We start from the raw sequence: 24,096 nt of genomic DNA, 5'->3' as shown, positions 1-24,096 counted from the left end.
GTGGACACGAGACCGATGCCCGAACGGTTCATCCGCGGCACGTGCGTGGCACCGCCGCGTCCTCACACACACTATGGACGCCCGGCATCCGCGGGCCTATCGTCGAGCAGTCCCTCGACAAGCTGACCGCGTTGTTCCGTGACGGCGCCGTCGTGGACTGAGATCAGGGAGTCGTGGCGTTCAGAAAGGACTGCCACAGCGCCGGATCAGCGGTGATCGGCACCATCAGGAGGGCTCCGGCGATGAAGGTGAAGACGATGCCGGCGGTCAGCGGGATCCACCAGGCGAGTCTGCCGCGCGAGAGCTGGCGCCACGACAGCAGCGCTGTCAGGATCCATCCGACGACGAGGACGAGCGCCGCGGCGATGCCCCACGCGCGACCGGCGGAAGGATCGGCGAGCTGACCGTCGACGCCCAGGAGCGAAAGCACGTTGGCCACGTACGAGTCGTAGTCGATCATCGCGGGAACGCTGGAGACGACGTTGACCAGCCCGTAGACCAGGAGCGCGATCGTCGCCACGCGGTCGGCGAAGCGGCGGCCGGGAGACCGGGTGGTCGGCCGAGTGACGGGCGCCGCAGTGGCGGCCTGCGCGGCGGGAGCCACCACGTGCGTGTCATGTGCGCCGTACGCACCTGCGACCGGCGCATCGGGATCCTGACCGTTTTCGAGCATCCAGGTCAGATCGGGCCGCTGGATGCGCGCGCGCTGCTCCTCGGGTGTGGCGTACTCGCCGTAGGCCGGGCGCGGACGCGAATCCGCAGTGCCGGACGACGTCGCGGGATCACTCACGCCGATGCCCGTCCGCCGAGCGCTCGCGCGTCGCGCTGACCCGAGGCATCCTGCCGCAATTCCTTCGGCAGCGAGAACAGCAGATCCTCTTCCGCCGTCTTGACCTCTTCGATGTCGCGGTAACCGGCTCCGGACAGGTCCGCGAGGACCTCCTGCACGAGCACCTCGGGCACGGATGCACCGCTGGTCACGCCGATGGTCTCGGCACCGTCGAGCCAGGACTGCTCGATCTCGTCGGCGTAGTCGACGCGGTAGGCGGCCTTGGCCCCGTACTCCAGGGCGACTTCGACGAGCCGGACGCTGTTGGACGAGTTGGCCGAGCCGACCACGATCACCAGGTCGGCATCCTTCGCGACCTTCTTGATCGCGACCTGCCGGTTCTGCGTGGCGTAGCAGATGTCATCCGACGGCGGGTCCTGCAGCTGCGGGAAGCGTGTGCGCAGACGACGGACGGTCTCCATCGTCTCGTCGACGGACAGGGTGGTCTGGGAGAGCCAGACGACCTTCGACGGGTCGTTCACCTCGACGGTGTCGGCGTGGTCGGGGGAATTCACGACCGTGACGTGATCGGGTGCCTCCCCTGCCGTGCCCTCGACCTCTTCGTGGCCCTCGTGCCCGATCAGGAGGATCTCGTAGTCGGCACGCGCGAAGCGCACCGCCTCGCGGTGCACCTTGGTGACCAGTGGGCAGGTCGCGTCGATCGCTTGGAGGCCTCGATCGGATGCCGCGTTCACGACAGCCGGCGAGACGCCGTGCGCGCTGAAGACGACATGGGCGCCTTCGGGAACCTCGTCGACCTCGTCGACGAAGATCGCGCCGGCCGCTTCCAGTTCGGTCACGACGTGGATGTTGTGCACGATCTGCTTGCGTACGTAGACCGGAGCACCGAAGCGCTCCAGCGCCTTCTCGACGGCGATCACGGCGCGGTCGACACCCGCGCAGTAGCCGCGCGGAGCCGCGAGGAGCACCTTCTTGTGTCCCTGCACCGGGATATCCTGAAGTCGCTCGCGCCGCCGCGGAACGCGGGGAACGGGCATGCGGACAGCCGAGGTGCTCACATCCCGAGTCTACGGGGAGCCGCCTGGACACGGGCCCAGTGCGCGCGCCGCGACCGAGCAGACGAGAGGACCGGATGACGACCTTCCAGGCCGAGTCCGTACCCGGGCAGCCACCCCCGCCCGATTCGGTGCGACCGCGCGACTCGACAGCGCAGGCGCCGACTTCGGTGGCGCGCCTGAACGACACGATCCGCGGGTTCATCGAGACGTGGGGATCGGTCTGGGTCGAAGGCGAGATCACCTCGTGGAACGTGCGCAGCGGCAACGTGTTCGGTCGGCTGAAGGACCTCAGCACCGACGCCACCATCTCGTTCCGGATCTGGTCGAGCACGCTGCAGCGACTCCCGGACGACCTGCGGGTCGGCGATCACGTCATCGCCTCGGTCAAGGCGGACTACTTCCCCAAGAGCGGCGACTTCAGCTTCGCGGTTTCGAGCATGCGCCACGTGGGGCTGGGCGATCAGCTCGAGAAACTGGAACGCCTGCGCGCGAAGCTGCGCGCCGAAGGACTCTTCGATCCGCGGCGCAAGCGGGCCATCCCGTTCCTTCCGCAGGTCATCGGGTTGATCACCGGAGAGAAGTCCGACGCCGAGAAGGATGTGCGCCGCAACGCCGAGCTCCGCTGGCCGCAGGTGCGATTCCGCACCGCGTACGCATCGGTCCAGGGCGACCGGTGCGTGCCGGAGACGATCGGTGCGCTCAAGGCGCTGGATGCCGATCCTGCCGTCGACGTCATCGTCATCGCCCGGGGCGGCGGTGACCCGCAGCATCTGCTCGGCTTCAGCGACGAGCGGCTGCTGCGCGCCGTCGCCGCAGCATCCACCCCGATCGTCAGCGCCATCGGCCACGAGAACGACCACCCCCTCCTGGACGATGTCGCCGACCTGCGCGCCTCCACTCCGACAGACGCCGCGAAGCGGATCGTGCCGGATGTCGCCGAGCAGCGCGCCGTGGTCGCGCAGCTGCGGTCCCGGCTCACGAGCCGCCTGACCCAGCGCGTCGGACATGACATCGCGCAGCTGGAGCAGCTGCGCTCCCGCCCGGCGCTGCGTTCGCCGGAGAGCATGCTCGATTCCCGTGCACAGCAGCTGTGGATGCTGGTCACCCGCGGCCGCGACACGATCGACCGCCGGATCGAGTCCCAGTCCCAGCGCGCCGCCGAGCTTCGTACCGCGCTGCGGACCCTGTCACCGGCCTCGACGCTGGCGCGCGGCTATGCGATCGCGCACCTGGCCGAGGGTGTGATCGTGCGCGATGCGGCGCAGGCCCCGGCCGGGGCGCCGGTCATCGTCACCGTCGGCCGGGGATCCTTCGCGGCGCGGTCTGACGGGCAGGTCTCCGAGGACTCCGGTGAGGCGGCAGCCGAGCCGAGGACGAGCTCGGAGCGGATCTAGGATGGAAACCGTGAGCGAGAAGAGCCTGGGCACAGCCGATGTGGCGAGCCTGTCGTTCGAACAGGCGCGCGACGAACTTGTGCGCGTCGTCGCCGAACTCGAGCAGGGCGCCCCCACCCTGGAGCACTCCCTCGCCCTTTGGGAACGCGGTGAAGCGCTGGCCGAGCGCTGCGAGGAGTGGCTGAGGGGCGCCAAGCGCCGCCTCGATGCGGCTCGAGCAAGCGCCGCCGACACCCCAGAGACGGCCACCCCGTGAGCGAGGCGGTCTAGGTGGCGCAGACACCGCGGATCGTCGCCGAGCTCGGTCGCCCCGAGACCCCCGACGAGACGGCCGCGCGCAAGGCCGAGTCATCCCGCGTCCACCGCGCGAGCCAGAACACGCGCAACCTCGTGGCGGCGCTGCTGGTGACCCTCGTCGTAGTCGCGGTGATCATCTTCGGGGTGCCTCGCGGCACGCCGCCGGCCGCCGAGCCCATCGATGTGGCGAGGATCGCCGCGCAGGTCGAACGCTCGGAAGGGCATGCCGTCGTGGCACCGGAGACCCCCGAAAGCTGGTTGGTGAACCGCGCGGGCATCGACGGCGACGACTCGGTTCGCACCTGGACGATCGTCTACGCCCCCTCCGACGAGAACGAGCGTGGCTTCCTGCGCGTGGCGCAGGGATTCGCGGCGGACGAGTCATGGCCCGCTCGGGTCCTCTCCGGTGCCGGCGTGCAGGGGACGGAGACGATCGGCGGCGTCTTGTGGGACCGCTACGACGTGGATCCGGCGCGCGCGGCGAACGTGTCCGTCGCACTGTCGACGACCGCCGGCGCGGACACGATCCTCATCTACGGGCAGGCCGGAGACGCCAAGCTCGACGAGGTGGCCGCGTCGGTGGCCGCGCAGGTGCTGGAGATTCGCGAGGAGTCCGAATGAGTGAGGATGCCACGCCCCAGGCGGTCTGGGACGAGATGCGTCACGGCAACGAGCGTTTCGTCGCCGGAGCGCCTAGTCACCCACGGCAGGACGTGGAGCGCCGGCACGAACTCGCCTCGGGCCAACGGCCTCGGGCGGCGCTGTTCGGCTGCTCGGACTCGCGCCTGGCCGCCGAGATCATCTTCGACGAGGGCCTGGGCGACCTGTTCGTGGTCCGCAATGCGGGCCAGGTGATCTCCGACTCCGTGGTGGGCAGCCTCGAGTACGCCGTGGCCGTCCTGGGCGTGCCGTTGATCGTCGTCCTGGGCCACGACGAGTGCGGAGCGGTGAATGCCGCGATCGAGAGCACCCAGCTGGATGCTCCGACGCTCCCCCCGCACATCTGGCGGCAGATCGCCCCGATCGTTCCGGCCGTGCGCCGCGTGATCCGCGCCGGCATCGTGGACGGTGTCCCCGCGGGTCGCGTCGATGCGCTCGAGGTCGGCCGCGAGCATCTGCGCGACACGGTCTCCGAGCTGCTGCACTCATCCGAGCTGATCAGCGATGCAGTGGCCGAGGGACGCGTCGGCATCGTCGGCGCCAACTACCGCCTCTCCGAGGGGACCGCCGTCCCCGACATCATCCTGGGCATCCGCAACGACGCCTGAGCACGACCCGCAATCTGGAGGAACGAAGACGTGACCGACATCGAGTACCGCATCGAACACGACACGATGGGCGAGGTGCGCGTTCCCAAGGACGCCCTGTACGCCGCGCAGACGCAACGTGCCGTGGAGAACTTTCCGATCTCGGGCGACCCGCTCGAGCCGGCCCAGATCGTCGCGCTCGCGCGGATCAAGAAGGCGGCCGCTCTGGCGAACAAGGACCTCGGTACCCTCGACGCCTCGATCGCCGACGCGATCTCCCGCGCTGCCGACCGCATCATCGCGGGCGAATTCGTCGACCAGTTCCCGATCGACGTGTACCAGACCGGCAGCGGCACCTCGTCGAACATGAACATGAACGAGGTGCTGGCCACGCTCGCCACCGCGGACCTCGGCTCCACCGTCCACCCGAACGACCATGTGAACGCGTCGCAGTCCTCGAACGACGTCTTCCCCACATCGGTGCACATCGCGGTGACGCAGGAGCTCATCGACGACCTGATCCCGGCGCTGGATCACCTCGCGGTCGCCTTCGAGGCGAAGGCGGACGCGTGGAAGTCGGTCGTCAAGTCCGGTCGCACCCACCTGATGGACGCGACTCCGGTGACACTCGGTCAGGAGTTCGGCGGGTACGCGCGCCAGATCCGCCTCGGGATCGAACGCGTCCAGGCCGTCCTCCCGCGGGTCGCGGAGGTGCCCCTCGGCGGCACCGCGGTGGGCACCGGCATCAACACGCCGCTCGGTTTCCCGCAGAAGGTGCTCGCACTCATCGTCGAAGACACCGAGCTGCCCATCACCGAGGCCAAGGACCACTTCGAGGCGCAGGCGAACCGCGACGCGCTGGTCGAGGCATCCGGCGCCCTTCGCACCATCGCCGTCTCGCTCACCAAGATCAACAACGACATCCGCTGGATGGGTTCCGGCCCGAACACCGGTCTGGGCGAACTGCACATCCCCGACCTGCAGCCGGGCTCGTCGATCATGCCCGGCAAGGTAAACCCCGTCGTCCCGGAGGCGACCCTCATGGTCTGCGCCCGGGTCATCGGCAACGACGCCACGATCGCGTGGGCGGGCGCATCGGGATCGTTCGAGCTGAACGTCGCGATTCCGGTGATGGGCTCAGCGCTGCTGGAGTCGATCGAGCTGCTGGCCAATGTCTCGCGCCTGCTGGCCGACAAGACCGTCGACGGTCTCGAAGCGAACATCGAGCGCACTTCGGCGCTGGCAGGCATGTCGCCCTCGATCGTGACGCCCCTCAACAAGCTCATCGGCTACGAGGCGGCGGCGAAGATCGCGAAGCACTCGGTCGCCAAGGGGATCACGGTCCGCGAGGCCGTGCTCGACCTCGGCTACGTCGAGCGCGGCGAGCTGACACTGGAGCAGCTGGACGAGAAGCTCGATCTGCTCTCCATGACGCATCCCGGCTGATCGGGCGAATCATCGCATCCCGGCCACCTGAGGGACATAATCAGGGGGTGACGCGAAGTGCCCGGCAGATCTCGGCGCGCGCTCGGATCCTGAGCGCGATCCTCGCCGTCGCGGCGATCGGACTCACGATCGTGGGCAGCGTCACCTTCCTCGTCTACATCCGCGCGGTCGACATCGGCGCCGAGCTCGATCCGGTGACGGCTGCCGTCACGACCTACTGGGTCGCGGCGATCGCGGTGCTGGCCGCGATCGGCGTGGTCGGGTGGTTCGTCGCCGGGCGTCTGCTCTCGCCGATCCGCGATCTGCGCGACGCTGCGGATTCGATCACGCTGGTCGACCTGTCGCCGAGGCTGTCACCGGAAGGCAACGACGACATCTCCGACCTCAGCCGGACGGTCAACTCGATGCTCGACCGGCTGGAGGGCTCGGTCGACGTGCAGCGCCAGCTCCTGGACGACGTCCGTCACGAGCTCAAGACCCCGATCACGATCGTCCGCGGGCACCTCGAGATGATGGATGCGTCCGATTCCGTCGACGTGTCGGTCGCCCGGGAGATCAGCATCGCCGAACTCGATCGCATGACGCGTCTCGTCGACGACATCGACCTGCTGGCCACCGTCGAAGGCGACGGCTTCACCTTCGTGGACGTCGACCTGGACGCGCTCACGGCGCGGGTCGGCGAGCTCGTCGCCGTCATCCCCGGCCACACCTGGCGCGTCGAGTCCCGCGCGCACGGACGCATCCCGGGCGACAACGATCGTCTGCTGCAGGCCTGGCTGCAGCTGGCCGACAACGCGTCGAAGTACACCCCGACCGGCTCGCCGATCGTGATCGGCAGCTCGCTGGATGCAGCCGGAGCCCAGCTGTGGGTTCGCGACCACGGTCCCGGCATCCCCCCGGCATTCAGGCATCGGATCTTCCGACGGTTCGACCGGGCGCAGGGCAAGCGCTCCGTCGGCGGCTCGGGTCTCGGGCTCGCGATCGTGGACACGATCGCCAAAGCCCATGGTGGCCAGTGCGCGGTCACGGACACCCCGGGCGGTGGCGCGACGTTCACGATCTACCTGCCTCTGCCCACTTCGGAGCTGCCGGCACCGGTGCGCGCGGGCGACGTGGTCTTCCAGCGCGAGGCATCCGAATGACCACCGTGCTGATCGTCGAAGACGAATCGCGCATCGCCGAGTTCGTCAGTCGCGGCCTGGCATCGGCCGGGTACGAGACCGTCCTGGTGGATGACGGGCTGGAAGGGCTGGAGCGGGCGCTCGGCGGCGGCATCGACCTCGTCCTGCTGGATGTGGGCCTTCCGAGCATGGACGGCTTCGAGGTGCTCCGCCAACTGCGCGCGCAGGGATCCGCGGTCCCGGTCATCATGCTCACCGCGCGCTCGAGCACACGCGACACGGTCGAGGGACTCGAGGCAGGTGCCAATGACTACGTCCCGAAGCCCTTCACGTTCGAAGAGCTCCTCGCCCGCGTCCGTTCCCGCCTGCGCGAGAGCGCCACCCCGGTGGGCATCGCGATCACGTCGGGCGATGTCGTGCTGGACATCCTCGGCCGCCGCGCCACGGTGGGCGGTCGTGAGGTGGAGCTGTCGGCGCGCGAGTTCGCACTCGCCGAGCAGTTCCTGCGCAGCCCGGGGCACGTGCTCAGCCGCGAGCAATTGCTGAGCCGCGTCTGGGGGATGGACTTCGACCCGGGTTCGAACGTCGTCGATGTCTACGTGCGCTACCTGCGCGGGAAGCTGGGGGTGCACCACATCATCACGGTGCGCGGCGCCGGCTACCGCTGGGAGTAGCCGGACGAGAAGAAGCCCCCGATGCTGGGGGACATCGGGGGCTGGGAGAGGTCTGGCTGGGGAAGCCGACCGATCGATCGCGCAGCCTGGGGGGACCTGCGATCGGTCTCTCTTCTCTATCCGGTCCGCGGCAGAAGCGACGGAACGGAGTTTGTGGGGACGCCACCGAACTTGCGTCTCCTCTATGGTCGCAGACGTCCACGGCCTGGATCGGCTTTCTGCATGAGACTCTTCTCATACTCAGATCAAGAACCGAGGGGCCGGGATGCTGCATCCCGGCCCCTCGGTTCGTGCAGATGCCCGTCAGGCCAGTTCGCCGGCCTCGAGCAGTTCGGTCACCAGCGCGGCGATGGCCGAGCGCTCGGAGCGCATCAGCGTGACATGCCCGAACAGGTCGTGACCCTTGAGGGTCTCGATGACCGAGGCGACGCCGTCGTGTCGCCCGACGCGCAGGTTGTCGCGCTGCCCGACATCATGGGTGAGGACGACCCTGGAGTTCTGTCCCATCCGGCTGAGCACCGTCAGCAGCACGTTGCGCTCCAGTGACTGCGCCTCATCGACGATCACGAAGGCGTCGTGCAGCGAGCGCCCACGGATATGGGTGAGAGGAAGGACTTCGAGCAGCCCGCGCTCGATGACCTCCTCGACGACGTTGCCCGAGACCACCGAACCCAGCGTGTCGAACACCGCCTGACCCCAGGGTCCCATCTTCTCGCCCTGGTCGCCGGGGAGGTATCCGAGCTCCTGCCCGCCGACGGCGAACAGAGGGCGGAACACGATGATCTTGCGCTGCTGCTGGCGCTCGAGCACCGACTCGAGCCCGGCGCACAGCGCCAGCGCCGACTTGCCGGTGCCGGCCCGGCCGCCGAGCGAGACGATCCCGACCTCCGGATCCAGCAGGAGATCGATCGCCACCCGCTGTTCGGCGGAACGCCCGTGCAGACCGAAGACCTCGCGGTCGCCGCGGACGAGCCGGAACTCCCCGTCGCCGGTGACGCGGCCCAGCGCCGAACCGCGCTCGGAGTGGATGATGAGCCCGGTATTGATCGGCAGCCCGAGCACATCGGCGCTGGAGGCCACCTCGCTCTCGTAGAGGTCGCTGATGTCGTCTCCGGACACGTCGATCGTCGCGATGCCTGTCCAGCCGGAATCGACAGCCTGCTCGGCGAGGTACTCCTCGGCCGTGATGCCCAGCGATGCGGCCTTGACGCGCATCGGCAGGTCCTTGGAGACGACCGTGACCTCCTGCCCGTCCTGAGCGAGGTGCATCGCGACCGCGAGGATCCGCGAATCGTTGTCACCCAGACGCATGCCGGAGGGCAGCACGCCGGGGTCGGTGTTGTTCAGCTCGACGCGGAGCGTGCCGCCCTCGCCGACGGGGACCGGGAAGTCCAGCCGGCCGTGCTCGACGCGGAGCTCGTCGAGGTGGCGCAGCGCCTGGCGGGCGAAGTAGCCGATCTCGGGATCGTGGCGTTTGCCCTCGAGTTCGGTCACCACCACCACCGGGATGACGACGTTGTGCTCGGCGAAGCGGAAGTACGCCCGCGGATCGCTCAGCAGGACCGACGTGTCCAGGACGTACGTCTGCAGGATCTGATCCTGCTCGAGCGTGTCGTCGAAGTCCGAAAGACTCTCGGCGTCCTGACGGTTCTGCTTCTGAGGTGCTCGTGTGGTCACAACCCACTCCCGCCCCGGGCGTGTGAGCCCGGCAGTCCCGAGTCGACCATTGGTTCCGAGTCGCGATCCGAAAGGCCGACCCGACCGGGCGCCTTGCCCGATGAGTCGAAGCTACGACCGCCGACCGACACGCACGTTACCGACACGCTGGCCGATGTTACGGGTTGGTGAATTCCCGCCGACCGGACGCCGGCGACGGTCGATCCCGACCGGTCACCACGCCCGCGCGGACGCGAAGGACGCCAGTGCATCGCCGAACAGGCGGAGCGTGTCGGCCCCGGTCCCGACGTGGGGGGAGACGCGGATCTGCCCGCCGCGTACGGTGACGCTGATGCCGTGGTTGGCCAGCGACGCGGCCAGCGGCCCGGTGTCGTGCGCCGGCGGCGCCAGCGTCACGATGCCCGCGTGGTGCTCCGGCTCGCGCGGCGTGAGGATCGGGACGCCGTAGCGGTCGGCGAAGAACATCACATCCTGCGCGCGGGCCAGGACCTCCCGCTCGATGCGGGCGACGCCAACATCACGTACCTCCCGGAGTCCGGTGGCCAGCCGCGCCACCGCCAGGGCATCGGGCGCGGTCACCGAGAACGCCTGCGCCGACGGGGCCGGCGGCGGCACGGCATCCATCGGAAGCCCCTCCTCGGTCCCGGCCCACCCGGACAGCACCGGATGGATGCGCTCGAGCGCACGCTCGCTGAACCACGAGAATCCCGTGCCGCGACCGGCGCGCAACCACTTGTACCCGTTGGCACAGACGACGTCGGCCGCCGTGTAGTCGGCGTCGACGACCCCGAAGCCCTGAATGGCGTCGACCACCAGCATCCGGTCGCCGATCACGTCCCGCAGCGCCGGCAGGTCCGCGCGGAAACCGGTGCGGGAATCGACGAGGCTCACCGCGACCGCCGTGGTGTCATCGGTGAGCGACTCGCGGACGAGTTCCGGTGTGACGAACCCGTCGGTCGGATCCAGCCAATGCAGGTCCATCGAGCCGAGCGCATCGGCCGCGCGGGCGGCGGTCACCGTGAGACTCGGGAAGTCGGCGCGCGAGAGCATCAGACCGCCGGCGAGCCCGAACAGCGCATGCATGAGACCGTAGGTGGTCGAGGGCTGCAGGACCACGGAATCGGCCGTCGCGCCGATCAGCTCGGCCGCCAGCTCGCGGGCCTCGAGGATGTGCTCGCCCACCAGTTCGATGCCGGCCCGACGGCCGGTGCCCAGCAGCTCCGCATCGGCGTGGACCTCGCTGCGGACACCCGGTGAGAGAGGGCCGAACGCCGCCCAGTCGAGGTATCCGGGCTCCCCGTCGAAGGATGCCTGGAAGCTCTCGACGTCGATCACGGTTCATTCTGGCATGCTGGGCGATGCCGCGGCTCGAGCCCGGCGTCGCCCTCAGCTGCCGTAACGGCGGTCCCTCGTCGCGTAGTCGCGGATCGCGCGCAGGAAGTCCACCTCGCGAAGGTCGGGTCCCAGCGCTTCGACGAAGTAGAACTCGGAATGCGCCGACTGCCACAGCAGGAAGTCGCTCAGGCGCTGCTCCCCCGAAGTGCGGATCACCAGATCCGGATCCGGCTGGCCGCCCGTGTACAGGTGCTCGCCGATCTGCTCGGGGGTGAGGCTGGCTGCGAGGGCCTCCAGCGAGCCGCCGTCCTGATCGTGCTGCGCGATGATGCTGCGCACCGCGTCCACGATCTCGCCCCGACCGCCGTAGCCGACGGCCAGGTTCACGTGGAGGCCGGTGCGATCCTTCGTCCGCGTCTCCGCATCGGCGAGCACGCGCGCAAGATCGGGCGGCAGCAGATGCGCACGGCCCATGTGCTGCACGCGCCAGTCACGCTCGTGCGAGAGCTCCTCCGCGAGTTCGGCGATGATCTCGATGAGATCCGACAGCTCCTGGGAGTCGCGCTTGCGCAGATTGTCGTTCGAGAGCAGGTACAGCGAGACGACCCGCACTCCGACGTCGTCGCACCATTCGAGGAACTCGCGCATCTTGGCAGCCCCGGCACGGTGTCCGTGCGCCGCGGAGTCGTAGCCCAGCTGCCTGGCCCAGCGCCGGTTCCCGTCGATCATCATGGCAACGTGGCGCGGGACGGGCGCGGATTCGAGCTGACGCCGCAGTCGGTTGATGTACAGCCGGTAGAGCGGTCCTCTCCCGTCGCTGCTCGCACTCACATCCCTACGCTACCGCCGGTGCGACACGCGTGCCGTCCCGGGCATGCGCGCGAGCGTAGGCTCGGTCCGTGACCCGCCGCATGAGAGCCGCAGCACCCGCCGACGACGGCGCGGCCATGCCGCAGCTGCCGCTGATCGAAGCCGCGGCCGTCGATGCGCAGGTCGATTTCCGCCCGACGTGGCGCGGCTGGATCCACGCGGCGACGTTCCCGGTCGCGATCGTGGCCGGGGTGGTGTTGATCGTGCTCGCCCAGGGCACCGCCGCGAAATGGGCGTGCGCGGTGTTCATGGCGACATCCCTGTTGCTGTTCGGCAACTCGGCGCTGTACCACCGGTTCGACTGGAGTCCGCGCACGCACGCGGTGCTCAAGCGCATCGACCATGCGAACATCCTCCTGCTGATCGCCGGCACCTACACCCCCATCGCGGTGCTCGCACTGCCGACGGACAAGACGATCATCCTGCTCTCGCTCGTGTGGGGTGGAGCCATCCTGGGGATCCTGTTCCGCGTCTTCTGGATCGATGCCCCGCGTTGGCTGTACGTCGCGCTGTACCTGGTCCTGGGCTGGGCGGCCGTGATGTACATGATCGACCTCTTCCAGGCGAACGCGGCCATGATGATCCTGGTCATCATCGGCGGCCTGCTCTACACCGGCGGCGCGGTCATCTACGCGCTCAAGCGACCGAACCCGTGGCCGGGGCACTTCGGATTCCACGAGATCTTCCACGTGTGCACGGTGCTGGCATTCCTCTGCCATTGGACCGCGTGCCTGCTGATCGCACTGCACCCGGCCTTCCACGGCTGAGCCGAGTCCGGCCCGCATCAGGAGGGCGGGCGCCTCCGGGACCGATCGATGTCCTGGTCGTCGACGTCGCTGGCACGGACAGCGGCCTCAGCCTGCGTCCGGGCGAGCTGCTCGGCATCCAGCTCCTCGGTGATGTCCGCTCGCACGCGGCCACGACGGATGCGCCGCATCATGTCCCAGATGAGCGCCACGACCACCAGCGCGAGGACGGCGATTACGACGAATCCCCATGGGCCCGGTGTGACGAGGTTCGGATCGACTGCCGGCGTGGGCGTCGGCGTCGCGGCGCCGGCGAACGCAGCGTGCATGGTGTCCTCGTTCCGCGCCGCAGCGCATAGCCTGGAGTACCAGCCTAATCTTCACGATCGCACGTCGAGGACGTGTACGACCAGGGACGCGATGACCACACCGGACATGCTCGACGAGCGCTATGGGCGCACGCGCTCACCGCGCCGCCGGTGGACATTGGGCATCATCATCGCCGTGGCCGCGGTGCTGGTCGCCCTCTACGCCTGGATGACGGTCTCCGGTGCTCTGGATGACGTCCACGTCGACACGACGGGCTTCGAGGTGACGGACGAGCGCACCGTGATGCTGTCCTTCCAGATCACCGCGCCGACCGGACGCTCGGTCGCGTGCGTGCTGGAGGCGCAGGACGAAGAGCACGGCGTCGTGGGCTGGAAGGTGCTGGAGATCCCGGCATCCGCGGTCCATGCGCAGGCATTCCGCGAGTCGATTCCGACCGTCTCGGCGGCGACGACCGGTTTGGTCAACGCCTGCTGGGTGACGTAGTCTGACCGGATCATCTGTGAGACGCCCTGGCCGGAGCCGGGGCGTTTCGGCATGATCGCCACCACATCGGGCGCACGCGGTGCACTCAGGATCGCCGCGCCGCCCGCCCGCCGACGAAGGAGACCGACGTGTCAAACGATGCCCCGGTGACATTCCTCACCCAGGATGCGTACGACCGGCTCGCCGCCGAGCTGGAGCACCTGTCCACGACCGGCCGCGAAGAGATCGCCAAGCGCATCGAGTCGGCACGCGAAGAGGGCGACCTGAAGGAGAACGGCGGCTACCACGCCGCCAAGGACGAGCAGGGCAAGCAGGAGGCGCGCATCCGGACCCTCCAGAGCCTGCTCAAGACCGCCACCGTCAGCGAAGCGCCCGAGAGCACCGGCGTGGTCGAGCCGGGCACCGTCGTCACCGCGGTGGTGGCCGGTGGTGAGGAGGTGTTCCTCCTCGGCAACCGCGAGATCGGCGTCGGCTCCGAGCTCGACGTCTACAGCGAGGCGTCACCCCTGGGCTCGGCGATCCTGGGCTTGAAGGAAGGCGAGACGACGTCGTACGTCGCGCCGAACGGCCGCGAGATCTCGGTCGAGATCGTCAAGGTCGAGACCTACACCGGCCGCTGATCAGTCGAGCACGACCGTCGGGGTGAATCCCGCGGCCGTGAGCACCTCGATGACATGAGCGCGGTGATCCTCGCCACGTGTCTCGACGCTCAGCTGGAGGATCACCTCGCTGATCTGCAGGCCCTGACCGTGCCGGGTGTGCAGCACCTCGTTCACGTTCGCACCGGATTCGGCAAGCAGCTCGGAGACGCGCGCGAGCTGACCGGGGCGATCCGGCAGCGGAATGCGCAGCGTCATGTAGCGACCGGATGCCGCCAGCCCGTGCGCGACGACGCGTTGCAGCAGCAGCGGGTCGATGTTCCCGCCGGACAGGACCGAGATCGTCGGGCCAGAGGCGGTGACCTTGCCCGCGAGGATCGCCGCGACGCCCACCGCGCCGGCGGGCTCGACGACCTGCTTGGCCCGTTCCAGCAGCATGAGCAGCGCTCGGGCGATGTCATCGTCGGTGACCGTGACGACCTCGTCGACGAGGCCGCGGATCATCTCGAACGGGACGTTGCCGGGCCTGGCGACCGCGATGCCGTCCGCGATCGTGGGCTTCGTCGCCACGGTGAGCGGCTCCCCAGCGGCCAGTGACGAGGGATAGGCGGCCGAGTTCTCCGCCTGGACGCCGATGACGCGGATCGTCCGGCCCGCTGCGGCGGCGCGCGCCTTCAGCGAGCCGGCGACGCCGGCGATGAGCCCACCGCCGCCGATCCCCATGATGACGGTGTCCACGTCCGGGATGTCCTCGATCAGCTCGAGTCCGAGGGTGCCCTGCCCGACGATGATGTCCCGGTGGTCGAACGGGTGGATGAGGACGGCGCCGGTACGCTCGGCGAATTCCGCCGCCAGGCGCAATGGTGTCTCCACGGTCGCTCCCTCGAGGATGACCTCCGCGCCGTAGCCCCGGGTGGCCAGGAGTTTCGGGACCGGTACGCCGAGCGGCATGAAGATCGTTGCCGGGATGCCGAGCGCCTGCGCCGCCATCGCGACACCCTGGGCGTGATTGCCCGCTGACGCGGCGACCACTCCCCTGCCGCGCTCCTCGGCGGTGAGCCGTGAGAGGCGATAGGCGGCCCCGCGGATCTTGAACGAGCCGGTGCGCTGCAGGTTCTCCAGCTTGAGGTACACGGGTACTCCGAGCAGCTCCGAGAGATGCTGGGACTCATCCAGGGGCGTGCGGGTGATGACACCGCGAAGGAACGCGGCGGCGTCCTCGAACTCCGCCAGGGTGGGATCGGTCACGCGGGTGTCCTCCTCGGACGGGGCACGGTCGTCCAGATCAGGTCGCGGGTGCGCGGACGGGCTCCACCCTCCCACGACCGATTGCCGAGATACACGGCGACGACGTTCACGAAGGCGGCGAGCGGCACCGCGAACAGCGCGCCGGGGATCCCGGCGATCATCGCGCCGCCCGCGACGACGAGGACGACGGCGAGCGGATGCACCTTCACGGCCGATCCCATCAGCAGCGGCTGCAGCACGTGGCCCTCCAGCTGCTGCACGCCGAGGACGACGATGAGCATCCACAGGGCGATCAGCGGCCCGTTGTAGACGAGCGCGAGGAAGACGGCCAGCGCGCCGGTCACCACGGCGCCCACGATCGGCACGAATGCGCCGAGGAACACCAGGACCGCCACGGGGATCGCGAGCGGGACACCGAGGAAGAACGCACCGAGACCGATGCCGATCGCGTCGATGGTGGCTACCAGCAGCTGTGTGCGCGCGTAGCTGACGACCATCACCCAGCCTGCCCGCGCGGCGCCGTCCACCGGGACCTGCGCCCGCTCGGGGAACAGCCGTACGGCCCAGCGCCAGATGCCGCCGCCGTCAGCGAGCAGGCACAGCAGGATGAACAGCGACAGCAGCGCCCCGACACCGACGTGCCCGAGCGTGCTGCCGATCGCGAGGGCGCCCGACCACAGCAGCTGTCCCTGTTCCTGCACGAGCCGGCCCAGCTGGGCGAGCAGATCGTCGATCTGGGTCTCGGTCAAGTGCAGCGGCCCGGCGATGAGGTAGTCGCGGAACTCCGAGACCGCCTGGATCGTCCGCGTCTGCACCGATGCGTACTGCCGGGTGATCTGCCAGATCGCCAGCCACAGCAGCCCCGACACGATCGCCAGCGTCCCGATCACCGAGATCGTGATCGCCAGCCATCGGGGGACGCGGTGGCGCAGCATCCAGGCGAAAACAGGCCACAGCAGCGCGGTGATCAGGATCGCGATCATCAGCGGGATCACCAGCAGCTTCAACTGGATGTTCAACCAGATGAGCACGCCCACCGCCGCCGCGACCACGAGGAACCGCCACGAATACGCCGTCGCGACGCGCAGGCCGCGCGGGACGGTGCCGGACAATTCCGAGCTGACCACACGGCTGCGATCGCGCAGGGCGTCGAAGATCGATCCCTTGGGCTTCTCGTCGGGGCCGGTCATCCTGTCAGTCTAGAGTCGCGGCGCACGGATGACTGTCGGAGCTGCTGGCTAGGCTGGCCGCGTGAAGGAGACCCTGAGCGCGGCCGAGGCGCGGCGCATGGCACTCGCGGCACAGGGGTTCGCCCAGCAGCGTCCTGCCGCGCCGGGCACCCGGCAGCTGAACTCCGCCCTCGCGCGGATGGGCACGCTGCAGATCGACTCGGTCAACGTGTTCGCCCGGTCGCACTACATGCCGCTCTTCTCGCGACTCGGGCCGTATGACACGGCCGCGCTGGATCGGCTGCTGTTCGCCCGGAAGGCGCCGTACGTGGAGTACCTGGCGCACGTCGCGGCCTTCATCCCGGCATCGGACTGGGGTCTGTTCCGATTCCGCATGGATGAGCTGCGCGCGAAGTACGGGACCGACCCCGACGGCTGGTTCCAGTCCCACCGCGAGATCGTCGACTGGGTGAGGGCGGAACTGGCCGCCCGCGGGCCGCTGCGGCCGGCGGAGATCGAGCACGACTCCAAGCAAGCCTCGCGCGGACCGTGGTGGGACTGGGACGTGGTGAAGAACGTGCTGGAGTATCTGTGGATGTTCGGTGAGGTCGCGATCGCCGGGCGCCGCGGCTTCGAGCGCCGGTACGGGCTCGTGTCGGACGTCCTGCCCGCATCGCTGGCGGGCCGGGAGGTGCCGCGCGCCGACGCCGTGCGTGAACTGGTCCGTCGCGCCGCGCGGGCGTACGGGGTGGCCACGGCGTCGGACCTCGCCGACTACTGGCGCATCAAGGACCGGCCCGGCGTGCTCGCGTCGATCCAGGACCTCGTCGACGACGGTGAGCTGCGCCCGGTGACGGTCCGCGGCTGGCAGTCGGCGAATCGGCCGGCGAAGGCCTGGGTGCACCGCGACGCGGTCCTGCCCCGCCGGCTCGACGCGGCGGCGATCCTCACGCCGTTCGATCCCGTGGTGTGGTTCCGCGATCGCGCAGCGCGGCTGTTCGACTTCGAGTACCGCATCGAGATCTACACACCCGCCGCGAAGCGCCGCTTCGGCTACTACTCGCTGCCGGTCCTGATCGGCGACGACGTGGTCGGGCGCATCGATCTGAAGGCCGACCGCTCAGCATCGACCCTCCTGGTGCAGTCGGCGTGGTGGGAGCAGGACCGACCGGCGGATGCCGCGGTCCGGCTGGCTGCGGAGGTGCAGGCCGCCGCACGCTGGCAGGGTCTGGACGCCATCTCGCTGTCATCCTGGGGTGATGCCGTCGACGACCTGGCGACCGAACTGCCGGGCGCACGCCGCCATGAGCGCGGTGCCGCCGAACCCGCCGCCCTCGCCGAAGACGAGCCCGCCGTCGCCGACGGCTAGCGTGGAGGGATGAAGCGCGGCGTCGTGATGGGGATCGCGGCCGGTGCGGTCGCGGTCCTCGTCGCCGCGGGCGCGGCATGGTGGCTGCTCAGCCGCCCGGCGACGCCGGAGCAGACGGCCGACGCGTACCTGCGGGCGCTGTCGGCGGGCGATCTGGACGCGATCCAGGGGCTCCTCGGCGCACCACTCGACGAGGTTGCGATCCAGGCGTTCGCGGGCGCGGACGGCTATCTCGACTCGTACGAGTTCGCAGTCCGCAGCGACGGCTCGGTACACGCCGAGGTCGAGCTGGGCGGCGAACCCGCCACGGTCGACTTCGTCCTGTCCGGCGAGGACGGCGGCTGGAAGGTGGATGCCGACGCTCTGGCGAGCCTCGAGGTGACCACGACCATCGGCGACTCGGTCCGCATCGGCGGCGCGCTCACACCGACGGGTGAGATCCGCCTGCTGCCGGCGGTGTACACGATCACAGCAGCGCCCGCCGGTCTCGTGGAAGGGGCGCTCACCGCGACCGTGGCGGACGGGGCGGAGGCGACGGCCGCGCTCACCGCATCCGTCTCATCTGCCGGCGTCGAGGCGGCGCAGGAGCAGTTGGACGCGTATGTCGCGGAGTGCGCGCGGGCAGCCACCGGCGTTCCACCGCACTGCGGACTCCGGGTGCCGTGGGCCGCCGACCTGGCGACGCTGGATCGCATCGCCTTCCGCGTCGAGGCCACGCCGGTGCTCGCACTCGCCGCCGACGCGCGGACCTTCGCCGCCACCGACGGTGTGATCGCCGCCACGGCGACCGGCACGACGCGCGCCGGGACCGCGGCATCCTTCACGTATCGCGCTGAGGACTGGGCGCTGCGCGGAACGGTGTCGTTCCACCGCGACGAGATGATCCTCGCGGTCGGCTGACGGGCCTGCGGTCAACCGTCCGCGAGGCCGGTCACCTCGAGGCCCAGCCACTGCGCGAGGGCACGGATCTCCGCATCGACGTCGGCGGCGACCGTCGCGCCGAACGGCAGATCCTCGTGGATCGCGGCGACGCGGAGCACACCCGCCTTCCGGTCGGCCTTCGCATCCAGTTTGCCGACGAACCGGTCACCGTGCAGGATCGGCAGCGCGAAGTAGCCCCACCGGCGCTTCGCGGCGGGCTTGTACATCTCCAACAGGTACTCGAAGCCGAACAGGTCCCGCAGCCGGTCCCGATCGAACACGAGCCGGTCGAACGGGGAGACGAGCGCGGTGCGTGGCGCGAACGAGTCGAGGAGCCCGAGGGCCGAGGCATCCACCCGCCACTCCCCTTCCACCCCCTCCACGACAGCCGTCTCGCCGACCGTGCCGACGTCGACCGGTTCGAATGGCTGGCGGATGCCTTTCGGACGCGCGATGCCGAACGCCGCCAGCCGACGCTCGGAGCGCTCGCGCGCGGCGTCCTGCGCAGACACGTCGGGCAGGTCGTCCGGGTACACCCGCTCGGCCAGGTCGAACAGCCGGCCCTTCGCGTCGCGCGCCGAGACGGCCACCTCGCCGGTGGTGACGAGGATCTCGAGCATCTGCGATGCGTTGCGGTTGTTCGTCCAGCCCGTGGATCGCCACGGCACCTGTGCGGTGTCCGGCACCTCCGCGGCATGCAGCGGGCCCTCCGCGCGCAGGCGATCCCGCACGTCACGCCGGAAGCGTGCGTTCGCCGCGAGCCACTCGCGCGCCTCCGCGTACGCCGGCCGCGCGGACATCTCGTGGCGCAGCAGCGGCAGGTCCGACATCACGCGGTAGAAGCCGCCCCACTCGAACAGGTCCCGCTCCACCTCGAACGCCCGCTGCAGATCAGCCGATGCGTAGGGCCAGCCCAGCCGGCTCCACAGGATGTGGTCGGCGCTGGGCATGATCGCCGCTGTGGGCTCGATGTTCACCACGGTCAGGCCGTAGACGGTCTCGACGATGCCCGCCGGCCGCGCCGCGCTCAGAAGCTGGGCGCCGATGGCGACGCGTCGCGCGTCCTCGCGCGTCAGCCGGTGCGGCTGCATCAGAACGTGCCACCCATCTCGTGCAGTCGCTCGATCCGCTCCGGCAGCGGCGGATGGGTTGCGAACAGGCGCGCCAGCGCGTTGGGCTTCAGCGGGTCGGCGATCCACAGATGCGCCATCGAGGTGTTCGCACGCTGCAGTGGTCGCCCGTATTCGGCGAGTTTGCCGAGGGCCGATGCGAGCCCGTCCGGATCGCGGGTCGTCATCGCGCTCGTGGCGTCGGCGAGGTACTCGCGCTGACGCGAGATCGCCGCTTGGACCGCGCCGGCCAGCAGCGGCGCAACGATCGCGGCGACGATCCCGAACAACAGCAGGAACAGCTGCGCCTGGTTGTTGCCGCCGCCGCGGCGTCCGCCGCCGAAGAACGCGAAGCGCATCATGATGTCGGCGAGGATGCCCACCGCCACGACGAGTCCGAAGACGATGAGCGAGACGCGGATGTCGTAGTTGCGGATATGGCCGAGCTCGTGGCCGAGGACCCCTTCGAGCTCGCGGTCGGTCATCAGCTCGAACAGTCCGGTCGTGACGGTGATCGAGGCCTTGTCGGGGGTGCGCCCCATCGCGAAGGCGTTGGGCGCTTCGTCCTCGACGACGTACAGGGTGGGCATCGGCGTGCCGGTGGCGATGCACAGATTCTCCACGATCCGGTAGTACCTGGGGGCGTCAGCCCGCGTCACCGCGACTGCACCGGACATCGCGATCGCCTCGCGGTCGGCGAAGAAGTACTGGAACGTCGCGTACCCGGCCGCGAAGACCAGGATGAAGGCGGTGATCCACCAGTTGTTGCCGGCGAGCCATCCCGCCAGCAGCCCGATCGCCGCGAGCAGGGCGAGGAACGCCGTCAGGATGAACCAGGTGTTGCGCTTGTTGCGTGCGATCGCCGAGTACACGGCACTCTCTTCCGGGGTCTCGAAACGGCGCCGGCGCGCCTACTCGATCTTGAACCGCAGCCGCGTCAACGCGGGCTGCGCGCGCATCGCCCCGGCTCGGCTCAAAATTGGACCCTGGGCGGTTCGCTGATCGCAGCGCCGTCGACCACCTCGAAGAACTCGCGCTCGTGGAAGCCGAGGTTGCGCGCGAAGAGGTTGTTCGGGAACACCTTGATCTTGGTGTTGAGCTCGCGGACACCGCCGTTGTAGAACCGGCGCGATGCCTGGATCTTGTCCTCGGTGTCGACGATCGACTGCTGCAGCTGAAGGAAGTTCTGGCTGGCCTGCAGCTGGGGATAGGCCTCGGCGACCGCGAACAGCGACTTCAAGGCCTGCTGCATGTGACCTTCCGCCACGCCCGCCTCGGCGGGGCCTCCGGCGCCGAGGGTCTCGGCACGGGCCCGGGTGACGTTCTCGAACACCGCCTTCTCGTGTGCGGCGTACCCCTTCACCGCCTCGATGAGGTTCGGCAGCAGATCCGCCCGCCTCTTGAGCTGCACGGTGATGTCGCTCCATGCCTCGTCAACGCGGACGTTGAGTTGCACGAGCGAGTTGTACGTCGCCCACAGGTAGATGCCGACGATGACGACGAGCGCCACGACGATCAGTACCGGGATCAGCCATTCCCACATGCGGTCATCCTATCCTCGGCGTACTCCGCGCACAGGAACCGCTCTCGGACTCTCAGCCCTTACTCACCGAGGACGCGCGTCAGATATCGATTCGAGAACATACGATCCGGATCCAGCCGATCCCGCAGCGCGATGAAATCATCGAACCGCGGGTAGCGGTCCCGCAGCGCGCCGGCATCGAGCGTGTGCATCTTCCCCCAGTGCGGCCGGCCGCCGTGCGCGAGCAGGATCTGCTCCGCGGCCTCGAAGTACTCGGTGGGGTCCTCGCGCCAGTAGCGGTGCAGGGCGATGTACCCGGATGCGCGACCGTGGGCCGTGGACATCCAGATGTCGTCGGCCGCAGCGAAGCGCACCTCGACCGGGAACGAGATGCGCCAGCCCCGCTCGTGCACGAGCGCCCGCAGCGCGTCGAAGGCAGAGCGCACCTCATCGGCTGGAAGGGCGTACTCCATCTCCCGGAACCTCACCGAGCGCTCGGTCGTGAATACGCGGGTCGACAGATCGGTGAACTCGCGATCGCCCCACATGCGCACCGAGGTCCGGTTCAGGAACGGGATCGTCGCCGGCACCGTGCGGGCGAGGCTGCACGCCACCTGATGCAGACCGTTGCCGACCACGATGTCATCGACCCACTTGCCCAGAGCCGGCAGCGGAGCGCGCACCGCGCTCTCCGGCAGGCGCGTGTTGGTCTTGGTCATGGCACGGTCGGTGTGCGGGAACCAGTAGAACTCGAAATGATCGGATGCCCGAACCCGGGCATCCAGCGAATCCAGCACTTCACCCAGGTCCTCGGGGCGTTCCAGGGCGTGCAGGACGAATGCCGGGACGCACTGCAGGGTGACCTCGACCAGGATGCCGAGCGCCCCGAGGCCGAGCGCGACCGCGGGCAGCAGCTCGCTGTTGCGATCGTCATCGACCACGAGCAGTTCGCCGTCGGCGGTGACCAGTGTCACGCCGACCACCTGCGTGGCGATGCCGCCGTATTCGCTGCCCGTGCCGTGCGTGCCTGTCGAGATCGCGCCCGCGATCGACTGGGCGTCGATGTCGCCGAGGTTCGGCATGGCCAGCCCGTACGGCGCGAGAAGCTTCGGAACCTGGTGCAGGCGGGTGCCCGCCCGCAGCGTGACGCGACCGCGCTCCGTATCGGCCGAGACCAGTCCGGTCAGGTCTGTGAGATCCAGCAGCACCCCTGGCGCCACAGCGATCCCGGTGAAGCTGTGCCCGGCACCGACCGCTTTGACCCGATGTCCGCGGCGCGAGGCCGCCTGCACCGCCCGCCGCACGGCATCCGTCGTCCGCGGGAATTCGATCCGCTGCGGCCGGATCCGCTCGGACCGCCCCCAGTTCTGCCAGATGCCACCCGGCCGGGTCACAGGAACGCCTTTCCCTCGCCGCGGTAGGTCATCGCCTCTCCGACCAGCCGGTCGCCGTCCACGAGCTGGTAGCGATCGACACGTTCGGCGAGCTCGCCACTCTTGGAGTGGCGGAACCACACGCGATCCCCGACCGAGAGGGTGCGTGCCGCCTCGCCCTGCAGCGGCGTCTGCACTTCGCCCGCACCCTCCCGACCGAGCGTCTTCAGCCCCCGGGGCCAGACCGGGAGGGGCTGGCGCGAGGCCACCGGGGGCCCGGAGGCGATCCACCCGCCACCGAGCACGGTGGCGATGTCGGGCAGCGGCTTGCGGACGACCTCGAGCGCGAAGGCGGCGGCAGGCGCGAGCTCGAACGCGCGGTAGCCGTCGAAGAGGTGGCCGGCCAGCAGTCCGCTTCCGGCGGTCAGTTCGGTGACGGCGAGGTCGGATGCGGTGAGCTCGAGCGACCCGGTCCCGCCCCCGTTCACGAACTCCAGCGCCGCGACGTCGCGCAGCGCCGACACGATCGCCCCGCGGCGCTCGAGAAGCTCTTGCGCGGATCGGCGCTGCATCCATCGGATCACACCGTCGCCGGAACCGGTCGCGTCTGGCTGTCCGGCGATCTGCGCTTCGTACATCATGAGGCCGACGAGCCGGAAGCCGCTGCGGGCCGCGATCGCCCTGCCGAGTCCTGCGACCTCACCGGGTTCGTGCACCGGCGATCGGCGGACCCCGATGTGCCCGAGTCCGGGAGCACGCCACGATGCGTCGGCGTCGATCGCAAGGCGCAGCACGGCGCGCTGGTGCGGCGGGGCGACCGAGTCGATGAGGTCGAGCTGCGCCACGTCGTCGACCATCAGGGTCACCCGGGTCGCTGCCCGCTCGTCGTGGGCGAGCTGCGCGATCGCGGCCCGGTCTACCGTCGGGTAGCCGAGCACGACGTCATCGTGGGTCTCGGCGAGCCAGAGCGCCTCGGGGAGTGTGAAGGCGAGGATCCCTGTGTAGCCGGGCAGCGCCAGGGTGGCATCGATCACCTCCCGGACGCGCACCGACTTGCTCGCGACGCGGATCGGCACGCCCCCGGAGCGCACGAGCATGTCGAGGGCGTTGTATCGCAGCGCCGGAACGTTCAGCGCGGCGACGGGTCCGGAGATGCCGGCGACCGCCGCGGTCATGCCGCGCCAGTGCGCCGCGGCATCCGACCACGCAGCGGGACGGAAAGCTTCGGACGGAGCGGAATCGGCCCGTGCCAACAGATCGAGCGTCATCGCATCACGCTCCCGATCGGGTGGGAACACATGCGCCCCAGCCTACGACC

25 protein-coding genes are annotated in these 24,096 nt (G+C 69.5%); 12 read left to right on the top strand and 13 right to left on the bottom strand.

Annotated features, from left to right (window positions below):
- Positions 1–163: 163 nt before the first annotated feature.
- Both BLT19_RS09745 and BLT19_RS09740 read right to left on the bottom strand, forming a co-directional pair.
- A complete protein-coding gene (locus BLT19_RS09745; protein ID WP_231917598.1) occupies positions 164–790 on the bottom strand; it encodes a DUF6264 family protein in 627 nt (208 codons plus the stop codon).
- On the bottom strand, positions 787–1,827 hold the full coding sequence (locus BLT19_RS09740) for a 4-hydroxy-3-methylbut-2-enyl diphosphate reductase (protein ID WP_172825685.1): 1,041 nt from the start codon (positions 1,825–1,827) through the stop codon (positions 787–789). The genes BLT19_RS09745 and BLT19_RS09740 overlap by 4 nt, the downstream gene beginning before the upstream one ends.
- 95 nt (positions 1,828–1,922) lie before the next feature.
- Here BLT19_RS09740 and xseA point away from each other — a divergent pair, with 95 nt between their 5' ends.
- Genes xseA through BLT19_RS09705 form a run of 7 tightly spaced genes read left to right on the top strand, consistent with a single transcriptional unit; the run spans position 1,923 to position 8,027 of the window.
- Positions 1,923–3,242 (top strand): exodeoxyribonuclease VII large subunit, encoded by a 1,320-nt coding sequence (gene xseA / locus BLT19_RS09735; protein WP_091489226.1) that lies wholly within the window; start codon positions 1,923–1,925, stop codon positions 3,240–3,242.
- Between the two features lie 10 nt (positions 3,243–3,252).
- Entirely contained in the window at positions 3,253–3,498 is a 246-nt protein-coding gene (locus BLT19_RS09730) for an exodeoxyribonuclease VII small subunit (RefSeq protein WP_231917597.1), read from the top strand.
- A 14-nt stretch (positions 3,499–3,512) separates the two neighbouring features.
- On the top strand, positions 3,513–4,160 hold the full coding sequence (locus tag BLT19_RS09725) for a DUF4245 family protein (RefSeq protein ID WP_091489222.1): 648 nt from the start codon (positions 3,513–3,515) through the stop codon (positions 4,158–4,160).
- Positions 4,157–4,807 carry a carbonic anhydrase gene (locus BLT19_RS09720; protein WP_091489220.1) on the top strand — a complete coding sequence of 217 codons (651 nt, stop codon included), beginning with the start codon at positions 4,157–4,159 and terminating at the stop codon, positions 4,805–4,807. Before BLT19_RS09725 ends, BLT19_RS09720 begins: the two co-directional genes overlap by 4 nt.
- A gap of 30 nt (positions 4,808–4,837) precedes the next feature.
- Positions 4,838–6,232: a class II fumarate hydratase gene (locus tag BLT19_RS09715; protein ID WP_091489217.1), complete on the top strand. Its 1,395-nt coding sequence runs from the start codon at positions 4,838–4,840 to the stop codon at positions 6,230–6,232.
- Positions 6,233–6,279: 47 nt separating this feature from the next.
- The gene (locus tag BLT19_RS09710) at positions 6,280–7,374 is read left to right on the top strand and encodes a sensor histidine kinase (RefSeq protein ID WP_231917596.1); all 1,095 of its coding nucleotides are present in this window, start codon (positions 6,280–6,282) and stop codon (positions 7,372–7,374) included.
- Positions 7,371–8,027 (top strand): response regulator transcription factor, encoded by a 657-nt coding sequence (locus BLT19_RS09705; protein WP_091489214.1) that lies wholly within the window; start codon positions 7,371–7,373, stop codon positions 8,025–8,027. The genes BLT19_RS09710 and BLT19_RS09705 overlap by 4 nt, the downstream gene beginning before the upstream one ends.
- Before the next feature lie 303 nt (positions 8,028–8,330).
- Here the strand turns inward: BLT19_RS09705 and BLT19_RS09700 are convergent, their stop codons facing one another.
- The 3 genes from BLT19_RS09700 to BLT19_RS09690 form a co-directional block, all read right to left on the bottom strand.
- Complete coding sequence (locus BLT19_RS09700) at positions 8,331–9,704, bottom strand: PhoH family protein (RefSeq protein ID WP_091489211.1); 1,374 nt, start codon at positions 9,702–9,704, stop codon at positions 8,331–8,333.
- A gap of 213 nt (positions 9,705–9,917) precedes the next feature.
- Positions 9,918–11,039, bottom strand: coding sequence for an aminotransferase class V-fold PLP-dependent enzyme (locus BLT19_RS09695; protein ID WP_091489209.1), 1,122 nt, complete (start codon positions 11,037–11,039; stop codon positions 9,918–9,920).
- Positions 11,040–11,090: 51 nt separating this feature from the next.
- Positions 11,091–11,870 carry an isoprenyl transferase gene (locus BLT19_RS09690; protein ID WP_091489206.1) on the bottom strand — a complete coding sequence of 260 codons (780 nt, stop codon included), beginning with the start codon at positions 11,868–11,870 and terminating at the stop codon, positions 11,091–11,093.
- A 116-nt stretch (positions 11,871–11,986) separates the two neighbouring features.
- Between BLT19_RS09690 and trhA the strand changes: the two genes are divergently transcribed.
- On the top strand, positions 11,987–12,676 hold the full coding sequence (gene trhA, locus BLT19_RS09685) for a PAQR family membrane homeostasis protein TrhA (protein ID WP_091493695.1): 690 nt from the start codon (positions 11,987–11,989) through the stop codon (positions 12,674–12,676).
- 17 nt (positions 12,677–12,693) lie between these two features.
- Here the strand turns inward: trhA and BLT19_RS09680 are convergent, their stop codons facing one another.
- Positions 12,694–12,984, bottom strand: coding sequence for a hypothetical protein (locus BLT19_RS09680; protein WP_091489203.1), 291 nt, complete (start codon positions 12,982–12,984; stop codon positions 12,694–12,696).
- A 91-nt stretch (positions 12,985–13,075) separates the two neighbouring features.
- On the opposite strand from BLT19_RS09680, the gene BLT19_RS09675 reads away from it, so the two are divergent.
- A complete protein-coding gene (locus tag BLT19_RS09675) occupies positions 13,076–13,468 on the top strand; it encodes a DUF4307 domain-containing protein (RefSeq protein ID WP_091489200.1) in 393 nt (130 codons plus the stop codon).
- Between the two features lie 128 nt (positions 13,469–13,596).
- Positions 13,597–14,088 carry a transcription elongation factor GreA gene (gene greA, locus BLT19_RS09670; protein ID WP_091489197.1) on the top strand — a complete coding sequence of 164 codons (492 nt, stop codon included), beginning with the start codon at positions 13,597–13,599 and terminating at the stop codon, positions 14,086–14,088.
- Here the strand turns inward: greA and ilvA are convergent, their stop codons facing one another.
- Both ilvA and BLT19_RS09660 read right to left on the bottom strand, forming a co-directional pair.
- Positions 14,089–15,315 carry a threonine ammonia-lyase gene (ilvA, locus tag BLT19_RS09665; protein WP_091489194.1) on the bottom strand — a complete coding sequence of 409 codons (1,227 nt, stop codon included), beginning with the start codon at positions 15,313–15,315 and terminating at the stop codon, positions 14,089–14,091.
- Entirely contained in the window at positions 15,312–16,505 is a 1,194-nt protein-coding gene (locus tag BLT19_RS09660; protein WP_091489192.1) for an AI-2E family transporter, read from the bottom strand. Before BLT19_RS09660 ends, ilvA begins: the two co-directional genes overlap by 4 nt.
- Before the next feature lie 61 nt (positions 16,506–16,566).
- Here BLT19_RS09660 and BLT19_RS09655 point away from each other — a divergent pair, with 61 nt between their 5' ends.
- Together BLT19_RS09655 and BLT19_RS09650 are read left to right on the top strand one after the other, a co-directional pair.
- Entirely contained in the window at positions 16,567–17,853 is a 1,287-nt protein-coding gene (locus BLT19_RS09655) for a winged helix-turn-helix domain-containing protein (RefSeq protein ID WP_231917595.1), read from the top strand.
- Positions 17,854–17,862: 9 nt separating this feature from the next.
- Positions 17,863–18,753 carry a hypothetical protein gene (locus BLT19_RS09650; RefSeq protein ID WP_091489189.1) on the top strand — a complete coding sequence of 297 codons (891 nt, stop codon included), beginning with the start codon at positions 17,863–17,865 and terminating at the stop codon, positions 18,751–18,753.
- A gap of 11 nt (positions 18,754–18,764) precedes the next feature.
- On the opposite strand, the gene BLT19_RS09645 is transcribed toward BLT19_RS09650, so the two are convergent.
- The 5 genes from BLT19_RS09645 to BLT19_RS09625 form a co-directional block, all read right to left on the bottom strand.
- Positions 18,765–19,865: a DNA glycosylase AlkZ-like family protein gene (locus BLT19_RS09645; protein ID WP_091489187.1), complete on the bottom strand. Its 1,101-nt coding sequence runs from the start codon at positions 19,863–19,865 to the stop codon at positions 18,765–18,767.
- Positions 19,865–20,755 carry a M48 family metallopeptidase gene (locus tag BLT19_RS09640; protein WP_091489184.1) on the bottom strand — a complete coding sequence of 297 codons (891 nt, stop codon included), beginning with the start codon at positions 20,753–20,755 and terminating at the stop codon, positions 19,865–19,867. Before BLT19_RS09640 ends, BLT19_RS09645 begins: the two co-directional genes overlap by 1 nt.
- Before the next feature lie 101 nt (positions 20,756–20,856).
- On the bottom strand, positions 20,857–21,426 hold the full coding sequence (locus tag BLT19_RS09635; RefSeq protein ID WP_091489182.1) for a LemA family protein: 570 nt from the start codon (positions 21,424–21,426) through the stop codon (positions 20,857–20,859).
- 59 nt (positions 21,427–21,485) lie between these two features.
- Complete coding sequence (locus BLT19_RS09630; RefSeq protein ID WP_091489179.1) at positions 21,486–22,799, bottom strand: D-arabinono-1,4-lactone oxidase; 1,314 nt, start codon at positions 22,797–22,799, stop codon at positions 21,486–21,488.
- Entirely contained in the window at positions 22,796–24,046 is a 1,251-nt protein-coding gene (locus BLT19_RS09625) for a type III PLP-dependent enzyme domain-containing protein (RefSeq protein ID WP_091489177.1), read from the bottom strand. Before BLT19_RS09625 ends, BLT19_RS09630 begins: the two co-directional genes overlap by 4 nt.
- Positions 24,047–24,096 lie beyond the last annotated feature (50 nt).

Origin of the sequence: Microbacterium pygmaeum (assembly GCF_900100885.1) — a bacterium.
GTDB classification, from domain to species: domain Bacteria; phylum Actinomycetota; class Actinomycetes; order Actinomycetales; family Microbacteriaceae; genus Microbacterium; species Microbacterium pygmaeum.
This window is presented reverse-complemented; position numbering and strand designations above follow the sequence as displayed.

Excerpts from the sequence above, each read along its gene's own strand:
- BLT19_RS09635 (WP_091489182.1), bottom strand. The coding sequence starts at position 21,426 with ATGTGGGAATGGCTGATCCCGGTACTGATCGTCGTGGCGCTCGTCGTC.
- trhA (WP_091493695.1), top strand. The coding sequence starts at position 11,987 with ATGCCGCAGCTGCCGCTGATCGAAGCCGCGGCCGTCGATGCGCAGGTC.
- BLT19_RS09740 (WP_172825685.1), bottom strand. The coding sequence starts at position 1,827 with ATGCCCGTTCCCCGCGTTCCGCGGCGGCGCGAGCGACTTCAGGATATC.
- BLT19_RS09675 (WP_091489200.1), top strand. The coding sequence starts at position 13,076 with ATGACCACACCGGACATGCTCGACGAGCGCTATGGGCGCACGCGCTCA.
- BLT19_RS09680 (WP_091489203.1), bottom strand. The coding sequence starts at position 12,984 with ATGCACGCTGCGTTCGCCGGCGCCGCGACGCCGACGCCCACGCCGGCA.
- BLT19_RS09705 (WP_091489214.1), top strand. The coding sequence starts at position 7,371 with ATGACCACCGTGCTGATCGTCGAAGACGAATCGCGCATCGCCGAGTTC.
- BLT19_RS09720 (WP_091489220.1), top strand. The coding sequence starts at position 4,157 with ATGAGTGAGGATGCCACGCCCCAGGCGGTCTGGGACGAGATGCGTCAC.
- BLT19_RS09660 (WP_091489192.1), bottom strand. The coding sequence starts at position 16,505 with ATGACCGGCCCCGACGAGAAGCCCAAGGGATCGATCTTCGACGCCCTG.
- BLT19_RS09625 (WP_091489177.1), bottom strand. The coding sequence starts at position 24,046 with ATGACGCTCGATCTGTTGGCACGGGCCGATTCCGCTCCGTCCGAAGCT.
- xseA (WP_091489226.1), top strand. The coding sequence starts at position 1,923 with ATGACGACCTTCCAGGCCGAGTCCGTACCCGGGCAGCCACCCCCGCCC.
- BLT19_RS09645 (WP_091489187.1), bottom strand. The coding sequence starts at position 19,865 with ATGCAGCCGCACCGGCTGACGCGCGAGGACGCGCGACGCGTCGCCATC.
- BLT19_RS09650 (WP_091489189.1), top strand. The coding sequence starts at position 17,863 with ATGAAGCGCGGCGTCGTGATGGGGATCGCGGCCGGTGCGGTCGCGGTC.